At 68.4% G+C, this 10,672-nt stretch carries 12 protein-coding genes; 8 read left to right on the top strand and 4 right to left on the bottom strand.

Annotated elements, in window-relative coordinates; translation table 11 throughout:
* Window positions 1–9 precede the first annotated feature (9 nt).
* The 3 genes from ACFCV3_RS19840 to ACFCV3_RS19830 are packed head-to-tail and all read left to right on the top strand — an operon-like array spanning window position 10 to window position 1,883.
* Complete coding sequence (locus ACFCV3_RS19840; protein WP_376031740.1) at window positions 10–555, top strand: RNA polymerase sigma factor; 546 nt, start codon at window positions 10–12, stop codon at window positions 553–555.
* Window positions 552–1,208, top strand: a complete 657-nt coding sequence (locus tag ACFCV3_RS19835) for a hypothetical protein (RefSeq protein WP_376031738.1) — start codon at window positions 552–554, stop codon at window positions 1,206–1,208. Before ACFCV3_RS19840 ends, ACFCV3_RS19835 begins: the two co-directional genes overlap by 4 nt.
* A gap of 21 nt (window positions 1,209–1,229) precedes the next feature.
* Window positions 1,230–1,883, top strand: a complete 654-nt coding sequence (locus ACFCV3_RS19830; RefSeq protein WP_376031736.1) for a hypothetical protein — start codon at window positions 1,230–1,232, stop codon at window positions 1,881–1,883.
* Here the strand turns inward: ACFCV3_RS19830 and ACFCV3_RS19825 are convergent.
* Complete coding sequence (locus tag ACFCV3_RS19825) at window positions 1,880–2,878, bottom strand: TerC/Alx family metal homeostasis membrane protein (protein ID WP_376031734.1); 999 nt, start codon at window positions 2,876–2,878, stop codon at window positions 1,880–1,882. The two genes, ACFCV3_RS19830 and ACFCV3_RS19825, sit on opposite strands and share 4 nt — an antisense overlap.
* Window positions 2,879–2,888: 10 nt before the next feature.
* Window positions 2,889–3,749: an alpha/beta fold hydrolase gene (locus tag ACFCV3_RS19820; protein WP_376031732.1), complete on the bottom strand. Its 861-nt coding sequence runs from the start codon at window positions 3,747–3,749 to the stop codon at window positions 2,889–2,891.
* Between the two features lie 146 nt (window positions 3,750–3,895).
* On the opposite strand from ACFCV3_RS19820, the gene ACFCV3_RS19815 reads away from it, so the two are divergent.
* From ACFCV3_RS19815 to ACFCV3_RS19795, 5 genes are read left to right on the top strand one after another with little or no spacing between them, the layout of a single operon-like run.
* Window positions 3,896–4,825 carry an ABC transporter permease gene (locus tag ACFCV3_RS19815; protein ID WP_376031730.1) on the top strand — a complete coding sequence of 310 codons (930 nt, stop codon included), beginning with the start codon at window positions 3,896–3,898 and terminating at the stop codon, window positions 4,823–4,825.
* Window position 4,826: 1 nt separating this feature from the next.
* Window positions 4,827–5,825, top strand: coding sequence for an ABC transporter permease (locus tag ACFCV3_RS19810; RefSeq protein WP_376031729.1), 999 nt, complete (start codon window positions 4,827–4,829; stop codon window positions 5,823–5,825).
* Window positions 5,818–6,816: an ABC transporter ATP-binding protein gene (locus tag ACFCV3_RS19805; RefSeq protein ID WP_376031727.1), complete on the top strand. Its 999-nt coding sequence runs from the start codon at window positions 5,818–5,820 to the stop codon at window positions 6,814–6,816. The genes ACFCV3_RS19810 and ACFCV3_RS19805 overlap by 8 nt, the downstream gene beginning before the upstream one ends.
* Window positions 6,813–7,799 carry an ABC transporter ATP-binding protein gene (locus ACFCV3_RS19800; RefSeq protein WP_376031725.1) on the top strand — a complete coding sequence of 329 codons (987 nt, stop codon included), beginning with the start codon at window positions 6,813–6,815 and terminating at the stop codon, window positions 7,797–7,799. The genes ACFCV3_RS19805 and ACFCV3_RS19800 overlap by 4 nt, the downstream gene beginning before the upstream one ends.
* Before the next feature lie 9 nt (window positions 7,800–7,808).
* The gene (locus tag ACFCV3_RS19795; protein WP_376031723.1) at window positions 7,809–9,482 is read left to right on the top strand and encodes an ABC transporter substrate-binding protein; all 1,674 of its coding nucleotides are present in this window, start codon (window positions 7,809–7,811) and stop codon (window positions 9,480–9,482) included.
* A 7-nt stretch (window positions 9,483–9,489) separates the two neighbouring features.
* On the opposite strand, the gene ACFCV3_RS19790 is transcribed toward ACFCV3_RS19795, so the two are convergent.
* A complete protein-coding gene (locus tag ACFCV3_RS19790) occupies window positions 9,490–9,987 on the bottom strand; it encodes an HAD family acid phosphatase (protein WP_376031721.1) in 498 nt (165 codons plus the stop codon).
* Window positions 9,980–10,525 (bottom strand): GNAT family N-acetyltransferase, encoded by a 546-nt coding sequence (locus ACFCV3_RS19785; RefSeq protein WP_376031719.1) that lies wholly within the window; start codon window positions 10,523–10,525, stop codon window positions 9,980–9,982. Before ACFCV3_RS19785 ends, ACFCV3_RS19790 begins: the two co-directional genes overlap by 8 nt.
* Window positions 10,526–10,672: the final 147 nt, after the last annotated feature.

Here is a 10,672-nt window from a genome sequence, read left to right as displayed (position 1 = left end):
GACCTGTAGGTGCCAGGAGGGTGTATCAGCGATCTGGACGAGGTAGCGATCCTGGCTCGGCTGCGTAGCGGTGACTCCGCCGCGTACGGCGAGCTGGTGCTGCGGCATGCCCCGATCGCGAAGCGTACGGCGGTGTTCCTCGGGGCCGGTGCGGATGCGGACGACGTCGTACAGGAGGCGTTCGTGAAGGCGTACCGGGCGCTGGGTGGTTTCCGGAGCGAGGCCGCGTTCCGGCCGTGGCTGTTGCGGATCGTCGCCAACGAGACGCGGAACTGTCTGCGGTCGCGTTCGAGGCGCAGTCGTCGGGAAGAGATCGCTGCGCCACCGGACGTCGTACTGGATCCGGCCGACGAGGCGGTGTCGCTGGAACGGCGGGCTGAGCTGCTGCGCGCCGTACAGGCTCTGCCGGAGCCGCAGCGGCTGGTGGTGACGTGCCGGTATCTGCTGGAGCTGGATGAGCAGGAGACGGCGGTCGTGCTGGGCTGGCCACGTGGGACGGTCAAGTCACGACTACACCGGGCCCTGGAGCGTTTGCGGAAGGAGGTACAGCCATGAACCTGGATGACGAGCTGCGGGCGTTAGGGCGCTCGGCTGTTGTACCTCCGGTGGACCCTGAGCTGACTGCGGCGGTGTTGACGCGGGTGGCCGCCGTACCGGTACGTCGGCGGCTGCGGGATCGGTGGCGGGTGTTCCTGGCTGGACTGTGCGTGCTGCTGGCCGGTCTGGCGCTCACGCCGCCGGTCCGGGCGACTGTGGCCGAGTGGCTGCGGATCGGGGGAGTGGAGGCCCACCCGGTCGGCACTGGTCCCAGTACGGCGCCTCCTGTGCCCGGAGTGCCGGGCAAACTGTCTCTGGAGGAGGCTGCGCGGGTCGCAGGCTTCACTCCGGCGCGACCTGCGCTGCTGGGTGCACCTGATGGTGTTGAGGCGTCACAGGGGTTTGTAGCGATGAGCTGGGACGGCGTGCGGCTGGAGCAGTTCCAGTCGGCGGTCGAGCCGTTCTACTGGAAGAAGTACTACGACGAGCTCGAGTACGTGCCGACCGTTGACGGCTACTGGTTCAGCACACCGCATGAGTTGCTGCTCGTCGACAAGCGCGTGGTGCGCATTGCCGGCCCCACACTGGTCTGGGAGCGCAGTGGCATCACCTACCGCCTCGAAACCGCCGACAAGGCCCGTGCGATTCAGTTGGCGACCGGAACCTCCTGAGCCGCAGCGGTGTATCCGGGTATGGTCCGACGCGCTCTTGCCCTGTTCGCCACGCTCCTTGTCGTGGCCGCCCTCACCACGATCCCCGCCGCAGCGGGCGGTCCCACCAGCGTGCTGCTCAGCGCCCCGCCACACCTACTCGCCTTCGGGTACGACGATCCGGAGTACGCCGAGCTCCAGAAGCTCACGAGCGTCGAAGGAACGCGCGACGTCCCCGGTTCCGAACAACACGAAGTCGGTGCGTTCGTCCGGGCCACCTGGCTCATCCACGACATGTCCGTCTACCGCCTCGACATCATCTACCCCGACGCGCCCGGCGGGCCCTGGATCGCCACCACCGAGGTCTCGGCCGACTCCGGTGCCGCCACCCGACCGACCTGGCACACAGCGACCGACCCGGTGGCGCTCGTCAAGCTCCTCAGCGGCCTGAAGCTCTTGCCCGGCCTCCGCAACGGCGAGCAGGCCAGAGGCGGCCCGACCAGCATTGCGCAGTCCCAACCGGCCACTCAGCCGGAAACCGAGCCCGCGACTCCGTCGGCCGCCGAGATTGCCGCGCCAAGCTTCTTCACCGGGTGGCGCTGGCTGCTGCCGGGTGCCCTACTGGGCGCCCTGCTCACCTGGGCGGCCACCCGCTTCCTCCGCCAGCGCCGCTGGGATCTGATCGAACCTGACTAGTCGTCGGCGGGTTTGTGGTGGCCGGTCAGGGAGCCTGCGTGGGCGACGGCGGTCGGGTCGTTGCGGGTCTTGACCAGGCTGGCGACGACCACGATCACCAGGATGCCGATGATCACACCGAGGCTGACCGGGGTGGAGACCTCCGGGATGGACTTGTGGATGTCCACGTGTCCCCAGTGCAGGATCAGCTTGACGCCGATGAAGGCGAGGATGATCGCCAGGCCGGCCGACAGGTACACGAGCCGGTCGAGCAGGCCCTTGACCAGGAAGAACAACGCCCGCAAACCCAGCAGGGCAAAGGCATTGGCGGCGAAGACGATGTAGGGCTCGTCGGTGACCCCGAACACGGCCGGGATCGAGTCCAGCGCGAACAGCAGGTCGACGCCGCCGATCGCGACCAGCACGACGAACAGCGGGGTGACCACCTTGCGGCCGTCGATCCTGGCGGTCAGCTTGCCGCCGACGTACTCCTCGCTGACCGGCAGGACACGGCGCGCGGTCTTCACGATCACGTTGTTCTCGACGTCGGGGTCCTCGTCGCGGTGCCGGAACAACTGCACCGCGGTGTAGAGCAGCAGCAACCCGAAGATCAGGAACATGAACGAGAACAGCGACAGCAGGGTCGCGCCGAGCGCGATGAACACCGCGCGCATGACCAGCGCGAGCACGATGCCGAAGGTGAGCACCTTGTGCTGGTGCTCCTCCGGGACGGCGAACGTGGTCATGATGATCACGAAGACGAACAGGTTGTCGACCGACAAGCTCTTCTCGACGATGTAGCCCGCGAAGTACTGCGCGCCGAAGTCACCGCCGTACTGGCTCATGAACCACAGACCGAAGGCGATCGCGACCAGGACGTAGAAGATCGACCAGGCGGCCGCCTCCTTGAATCCGACCCGGTGCGGCCGGAGCGCCGCGAGCAGCAGGTCCACTGCGAGCAGTACGACGACCAGTCCGATGGTGATCGCCCATGTCGATCCGCTGAGCTCGAGCATGGTGCTGAGCTTACCGACGCGGGTCAGCTCCGTTTGTTGCGCCCCGCAACCATTCGAGAATTTCCCGGTATGCCGCGGGCGGCGGCACGTGGCCACCGGCGTACTGGACGGATTCGGCGGCCGGCATCGCCTCGGTCAGCAGGACGGCATGCCGGGCGGCTCGCTCGTCGGCGGTGCCGTGCCAGATAGTGGTCGGCACCCTGACGTCGGCCAGATCGAATCCCCAGGGGGTGCCGAACGCGACGTTGTCGTCGAGGCAGCCGTCGGCGCTTCCGCTACCGAACGTCGCGGTCAGGCGGGCCATCGCGGCGGCGTCGTCGCGCGCGGGCGGCCCCGGCGGGGAGCCGGGCGCGGGCGGGAACTCGGGCCCGCCGGCCGCGACCGCCGCCATGATCTGCTCGGACCCCGCCGCGAACCGCGCGCGGAACCGGGCCGGGTCGTGCACGGCGAGCCACGCCGTCAGGCTCTGCCGCGGGTCGCTCGCTTCGTCGTCCTCGGTCGGCTCGGGGCCGTCGGTGGTCAGCGGGGCGATCGCGCCGACCACGGCACAGCAGGTGACCCGGTCGGGCAGCAATGCGGCACAGGCGAGCGCGTGCGGCCCGCCACCGGAACCGCCCGTGACAGCGAACGTGGACCAGCCGAGCGCATCCGCCAGTTGTGCCACGTCATCGGCCGCGTCGGCGACCGTACGACCGGGCCGACGGGCCGAACCGCCGTACCCAGGGCGGTCCGGGACGGCCAACCGCAGCCCGGATTCCATGATGATCTCGACCACGTCCGGACGTTTCCAGCGGGTGCTGGGGGAGCCGCCGAGCGACATCACCGGGAAACCGTCGGTGGGACCGTAGAGGGTGTACTCGAGCAGATCCATGAACGGAGAGTAGTCAGCCGAGGGGAGCTAACCGAATCCAGAGTTACCGAGTCGAGATTCTCAGGATTCAAGATGGGCCGGGGGTGGTGGGAGGATGCGGCCTAGCTTGTGTCGGCTGTTCGAAAACAACCTCGTCGGGAGTGCGTGTGAGTTCGTCGGTTGCCGGGGCCGTCTCGCCTACCCGGCAGGCGTTGCGTCGGGTACGACGGGACCGGAGTGCGCGGGTCGGTCTGGGACTGGTGGTCGCGCTGATCGTGGTCGCGGCGGCGTCGCCGTTGCTGGTGAAGTTGTCGGGGCAGGACGCGTTCACGTACCACATCGACCTGCTCGATCCGGCCCGCGGCAACGCGCCGAGTGGGTCGTTCGGTGGGGTCAGTGGTGACCACTGGTTCGGGGTGGAGCCGCTGACCGGGCGGGACCTGTTCTCGATCGTGGTGCTCGGGTTGCGGACGTCGCTGATGATCGCGATCGTGGTCACCGCCGTCACGACGGTGATCGGGACCCTGCTCGGTATCACCGCGGCGTACGTCGGTGGCTGGTTCGACGCGGTCCTGTCCCGGTTGCTGGACTTCCTGTTCGGGTTCCCGCAGCTCGTCTTCATGATTGCCCTCGGCATCATCGTGCCGGCCAAGGTGCCGCGGACGCTGCTGCTGATCGGCGTCCTGAGCGTCTTCGGCTGGGCCGGGCTGGCCCGCCTGATCCGGGCGCAGGCGCGTTCGCTGGTCACCCGCGAGTTCGTCGAGGCCGCCCGCAGCGTCGGCTCGTCGGGCTGGTGGGTGATCACCCGCGAGCTGCTGCCGAACCTGCTCGGCCCCGTGCTGGTCGTCGCGACGCTGGCGATCCCCGGCTACATCGGTGCCGAGGCCGCGCTGTCCTTCCTCGGTGTCGGCGTCCCACCACCGACACCGAGTCTCGGCCGCTCGATCTCGGACTCGATCGCCTGGGTCTACACCGGCGCCGATCCGTGGTTCATGGTCTTCCCCGGTATCGCGCTGTTCGTCGCCGTACTGGGCTTCACGTTGCTCGGTGACGGCGTCCGGGACGCGTTCGACGTACGGCTGCGGAGGACGCACTGAGATGCCCGACATCCTCTGGTTCATCATCCGGCGACTGCTGGCGACGGCGCTCGTCATGCTGGCGCTCAGCCTGGCCGTCTACCTGATCTTCTACGCGATCCCGGCCGACCCGGCCCACCTCGCCTGCGGCAAACCCTGTACGCCGGACCGGCTCGAGCAGGCGCGTCATTTCATGCAGCTGGACCAGAGCACGATCCAGCAGTACCTGAACTTCCTGCGGGGCATCTTCGCCGGTCGCACGTACGGCGAGGATGCGGCCGCCGTGCACTGCAACGCACCCTGCTTCGGGTACTCGTTCCCCCTGGCGCGCCCGGTCACCACGCTGATCATCGACCGGCTGCCCGTGACGGTGTCGATCGCCGCCGGAGCCGCCGTACTGTGGCTGCTCATCGGTGTCTCGCTCGGTGTGGTCGCCGCGCTGAACCGGGGCCGCCCGCTCGACCGGCTGGCCGTCGGGGTGGCGCTGATCGGTGTGTCGACGCCGTCGTTCCTGCTCGGTCTGCTGGCGATCCTGGTCTTCGGATTCTGGCTGAACATGGTCCCCGTGAGTGGTTACGTTCCGCTGACCGAGAGCCCGGTCGACTGGGCCTGGCACCTGGTCACGCCGTGGCTCGTACTCGCGGTGCTGCAGGCGGCGTCGTACATCAGATTGACCCGGGCGCAGATGCTCGAGGAGCTGAACCTCGACCACATCACGACCGCGCGGGCGAAGGGCGCCGGCGAGGCACGCGTCGTCGTCACCCACGGTCTGCGCGGCGCGCTCGTCCCGATCGTGACGCTGTTCGGGCTGGACCTCGGTGGCCTGCTCGGCGGCGCGATCCTGACCGAGAAGGTGTTCAGCATGCAGGGGCTCGGCGAGTTGCTGATCAGCGCGGTCGGGCAGCTGGACGTCGCCGTGGTCGTCGGGGTCACCCTGTTCTCGGCGTTCCTGATCATCCTCGCGAACCTGGTGGTGGACATAGTGCACGGTGCGCTCGACCCGAGGGTGACTCATGGCTGAGCCGGTACTCGAAGTCCACGACTTGCGGGTCACCTTCGACACCGAGGGTGGTCTGGTCCCGGCTGTCGACGGCATCGACTTCTCGGTCGCGGCCGGGCAGACACTGGCGATCGTCGGCGAGTCCGGTTCGGGCAAGAGCGTCAGCTCGGCGGCCGTGATGGGCATCCTGCCGTCCAACGCCTCGGTGCAGGGTGAGGTGCTGCTGGACGGCCGCGAGCTGGTCGGCCTGCCCGCGGACGAGCTGCGCAAGATCCGCGGGAACGACATCGCGCTGGTCTTCCAGGACGCGCTGTCCGCCCTGAATCCGTACTACACCGTCGGCTGGCAGGTCGCCGAGGCCTACCGGCTGCACCACGACGTCTCGAAGAAGGCCGCGTTCCAGCGGGCCGTCGAGCTGCTCGACAAGGTCGGCATCCCGGACGCCGCGCGGCGGGCGAAGAGCTACCCGCACGAGTTCTCCGGGGGAATGCGGCAGCGGGTCGTGATTGCTATGGCTCTGGTGAACGACCCCCGGGTGCTGATCGCCGACGAGCCGACGACTGCCCTCGACGTGACCGTTCAGGCCCAGATCATGCAGCTGCTGGCCGACGTGCAGGAAGAATTCGGTACGGCGCTCGTCCTGATCTCGCACGACCTCGGAGTGGTCGCCGAGGTGGCGGACGACGTACTGGTGATGTACGCCGGTCGTGCGGCCGAGCGGGGGACTGTCCGGGACCTGTTCTACCGCGCTGCGCACCCGTATTCGCTCGGTCTGCTCGGCGCGATGCCGCGGATCGACGTACCGCCGAAGCCGCGGCTGACCACGATTCCCGGGTCGCCGCCGTCGCCGGGGTCGATCAAGACCGGCTGTCCGTTCCAGCCGCGGTGTGCGTACACCGAGCGGGTCGGCGAGCGCTGCATCACCGAGCGGCCCGAGCTCACGCCGCGACCAGGGGAGGGCGACCACGAGGCCGCCTGCCATCTGGGGCGCCGGCCGGAGGTGGTGTCATGAGCGAGCAGAGTGCCGAGGAGTTGCTGCGGCTCGACACTGTCCGGAAGCACTTCGGGCTGCGCGGGGCTCCGTGGCGCGCGGCCCAGACGGTCAAGGCGGTCGACGGGGTCAGCTTCGTTGTCCGTAAGGGCGAGACGGTCGGGCTCGTCGGCGAATCCGGTTCGGGGAAGTCCACGTTGGCACGGGTTGCGACCCGGCTGCTGGATCCGACGTCCGGCCGGGTCGAGATCGGCGGCAAGGACGTCACCCGGCTCCGCGGCCGGCGGTTGCGGCCGGTTCGCCGTACCGTCCAGATGGTCTTCCAGGACCCGCAGGCCTCGCTGAACCCGCGACAGTCGGTCGGCACCATCCTCAGTACGCCGTTCCGCGCACAAGGGACCCGGCCGACCCGGAGCCAGCTGATCGAGTTGCTGCACAAGGTCGGTCTGTCCGAGGAGCACCTGGAGCGGTATCCGCACGAGTTCTCCGGCGGTCAGCGGCAGCGGATCGGCATCGCCCGGGCGCTCGCGGTCAGCCCCGACCTGCTGATCTGCGACGAGCCCGTCTCGGCACTCGACGTCTCCGTGCAGGCCCAGGTGCTGAACCTGCTCGCCGACCTGCGCGACGAGCTCGGTCTTTCGTACGTCGTCGTCGCGCACGACCTGGCCGTCGTCCGGCAGGTGGCGAGCCGGGTCGCGGTCATGTACCTCGGCACGATCGTCGAGGAAGGACCGTCCGACCAGGTCTACGCGGCACCGGCCCACCCCTACACGAAGGCCTTGCTCTCCGCGGTGCCCGTCCCCGAACCCGGGGTGACGCGGGACCGCATCGTGCTGACGGGCGACGTACCGACACCGATCTCGCCGCCGTCGGGATGCCCGTTCCGGACCCGCTGTTACAAGGCCGAAGACGTTTGTGCCACTTCTCGACCTGCATTAGAGGTCGTCAACGGCCAGACTGAGCATCGCGCCGCCTGCTACTTCCCCGAGCCCCCACCCTCCTGAGAGGACACGATGAAACACATCACCCGAGCGGTCGCGGTCGCGGCCGTCCTGGCGTTGGCGGCCACCGCCTGCAACGCCAACGACAAGTCCGGTCCGAGCGGTGGCTCCTCGGCGGCCGCCGAGGCGGGCGGCACCCTGCAGTTCCTGAGCACCAGCAAGGAGATCAACTTCGACCCGGCCAAGAGCCAGAACCTCGGGACGAGCGCGATCCACCTGATCCTGCGCGGGCTGACGGCCTGGAAGACCTCGCCGGACAAGGCCACCGAGCTGGTCCCGGACCTGGCCACCGACACCGGTCAGGTCAGTGACGGCGGCAAGACCTGGACGTACAAGCTCAAGCCGGGCCTGAAGTACGCCGACGGTTCGACGATCGTTGCCGCCGACATCAAGTACGGTATCGAGCGCTCGTTCGCCCCGGCGCTGTCCGGCGGGCTGGGCTACCACAAGTCGCTGCTGCTCCCGGACGGCCAGAAGTACGAAGGCCCGTACAAGGGCGCGCACCTCTCGACGGTGGAGACGCCGGACGACACCACGATCATCTTCAAGCTGAACAAGCCGTTCGGCGACTGGCCGTGGATCGCCAGCATGCCGGCCTTCTCGCCGGTCCCGCAGAAGGCCGACACCGACCCGGCCCACTACGGCGAGAAGCCGATGGCCAGCGGTCCGTACCAGGTCAAGTCGTACCAGCCGGGCTCGAAGCTCGAGCTGGAGCGCAACCCGAACTGGGACAAGGCCAGCGACCCGGCCCGCACCGGCCTGCCGGACGCCTTCGTCTGGCAGATGGGCCTGGAGGCCAACACGGTCAACCAGCGCCTGATCCAGGACGCGGGTGACGACAAGTTCGCCGCGGCGACCGGCGTCAGCATCCCGGCCGCGCTGATCCCGACGGTGACCGGCAACCCGGCCGTCAAGGCCCGCGTCGCCACCTCGCCGTCCGGTGCGCTCGAGTACCTGGCGATGAACAACAAGCGGCCCGCGTTGGCGAACCCCGAGGTGCGCAAGGCGATCCAGTACGCCGTCGACAAGCAGGCGATCCAGGTGGCCGACGGGGGACCGGAGTTCGGCGGCGAGATCGCCACGACATTGATCACCCCGGGCATCGAGGGGTACTCGAAGTACGACGCGTACCCGACGCAGCCACAGGGCGATCCCGAGAAGGCGAAGCAGATGCTGGCCGCGGCCGGTGTCAAGCAACTCGATCTCGTCCTCGCGGCGGACGACCAGCGGCTCGAAGTGGCCCAAGCCGTTCAGCAGGGTCTCCAGCGGGCAGGCATCAAGGTGACGATCAAGCCGTACCAGACCCAGGCCTTCTACGACCTGATCACCGCCGACAAGGGTGACTACGACCTCGCCGAAGCCAGTTGGCTCCCCGACTTCCCGAGCGCCCTCGGAAACATCCAGCCCCTCTTCGCCTCCTCGGAGATCGGCAAGGGTGGCTACAACATCTCGCGTTACTCAAACCCTGCCGTCGACTCCGCCATCGCCGCGGCAACCGCCGAGCCCGACAAGGCCAAGGCAGCCGCTGCCTGGGCCGCGCTGGACAAGCAGATCATGAACGACGCGCCGCTCGTCCCGCTGCTGTACGCGCGCAACGCGTTCCTGCACGGCTCGAAGGTGCAGAACTTCTACCTGCCGGGCTACCCGCCGTACCCGAACACGCTGATCATGGGTCTCAGCAAGTAGTCCTGGGCTAAGTCCGGCCCTCTTTCTCCTGGGCCTCGAAGAGGGTCGGCTGGGTCTCGGCATCGAGTCCCCAGTCGGCCCTCATCACGGTGTAGCCGGCCTTCTCGGCGACCGCGCACACCTTGACGTCGTCGTCGACCAGTACGGCGATCGGCCGCTCTTCCGACAGTCGCTTCAGCCGGTCGAGTTTCATCTGCGCACCGGCCCGGCGGTCGGTGTTCCGCCGCATGTAGACCGTGCCCTCGGGGAAGCCGTTGTCCTTCAGCCACTTGAGCGTGTCGCGGCGGAGGCGTTCTGGGCGGCCGGTCAGGTAGACGATCTCGTGGTCGGCCGCCAGCGTCGTCGCGACGGCCAGCCCTTCGTCCAGCACCGCATCGTTCTTGGCCTCCGCGAAGAACGAGTCCCAGTCCTTCGGCTTGCGCTCCAGATAGTGGATCCGCCGGCTCGTGTCGGACAAGGTCGCGTCGATGTCGAGGACGGCGTACGGGCGTTGGTCGTCAGGCACGATCCCCAGCTTCCCAGGTCCGGCGGTCGATCGCGTACTCGACCTCACCGAACTCGGTCCCCGGCAACGGATCGTCGAAGTGCTCATGCCAGAGTCGGGTGAACCTGAGTCCGCTGCGCCGCATCACGGCCCGCGACCTGTGGTTGACCGCCATCGTGTCGGCGACAACCCGATCCACCTTGAGCTCGGTGAACGCGTAATCGATCAGCATCCGCGTCCCCTCGGTCGCATACCCCTTGCCCCAGGCTCCCCGGTTCAGCCGGTACCCGACGTCGACGGTGGCGGGCCGGGCAGTCGGCTGCAACCCGAACCACCCCACGAACGCCCCGCCGTCCTTCTCCTCGGCCGCAAAAGTCCCCAGTCCCGGATGCTCGCCGTACACCCTGAGCATCCCCGGCAACACCTCCCGCACGATCACCTCCCGAGGTGTCGCCTCCCCGGTCAGAAACCGCATCACCTCCAGATCCGAATCGAGCTCCACGAGCAACTCGACATCGTCCGCCCCGAATCGCCGCAACCGCAACCGCTCCGTCTCCACCCCGCCACCCTCCCACCCCCTCGAGCCCCCACCAACCATTTCCCCCGTGCCCCAGGCGACGGATGCGGTCCACCTTGCGACGCTAACGACAGGAGGTGTGCGGTTCGTTCGACCCATCGCACGCTCAGCAAGTCGCCCGGAAGCCTC

Origin of the sequence: Kribbella sp. NPDC056345, assembly GCF_042262745.1 — a bacterium.
In the GTDB taxonomy this organism is placed as follows: domain Bacteria; phylum Actinomycetota; class Actinomycetes; order Propionibacteriales; family Kribbellaceae; genus Kribbella.
The sequence above is the reverse complement of the archived record's forward strand: the minus strand, read 5'-3'. Positions and strand labels throughout refer to the sequence as shown.

Bases quoted from the DNA above. Each gene is read 5' to 3' on its own strand.
- ACFCV3_RS19835 (WP_376031738.1), top strand. From the start codon at position 552: ATGAACCTGGATGACGAGCTGCGGGCGTTAGGGCGCTCGGCTGTTGTA.
- ACFCV3_RS19830 (WP_376031736.1), top strand. From the start codon at position 1,230: ATGGTCCGACGCGCTCTTGCCCTGTTCGCCACGCTCCTTGTCGTGGCC.
- ACFCV3_RS19825 (WP_376031734.1), bottom strand. From the start codon at position 2,878: ATGCTCGAGCTCAGCGGATCGACATGGGCGATCACCATCGGACTGGTC.
- ACFCV3_RS19820 (WP_376031732.1), bottom strand. From the start codon at position 3,749: ATGGATCTGCTCGAGTACACCCTCTACGGTCCCACCGACGGTTTCCCG.
- ACFCV3_RS19810 (WP_376031729.1), top strand. From the start codon at position 4,827: ATGCCCGACATCCTCTGGTTCATCATCCGGCGACTGCTGGCGACGGCG.
- ACFCV3_RS19805 (WP_376031727.1), top strand. From the start codon at position 5,818: ATGGCTGAGCCGGTACTCGAAGTCCACGACTTGCGGGTCACCTTCGAC.
- ACFCV3_RS19800 (WP_376031725.1), top strand. From the start codon at position 6,813: ATGAGCGAGCAGAGTGCCGAGGAGTTGCTGCGGCTCGACACTGTCCGG.
- ACFCV3_RS19795 (WP_376031723.1), top strand. From the start codon at position 7,809: ATGAAACACATCACCCGAGCGGTCGCGGTCGCGGCCGTCCTGGCGTTG.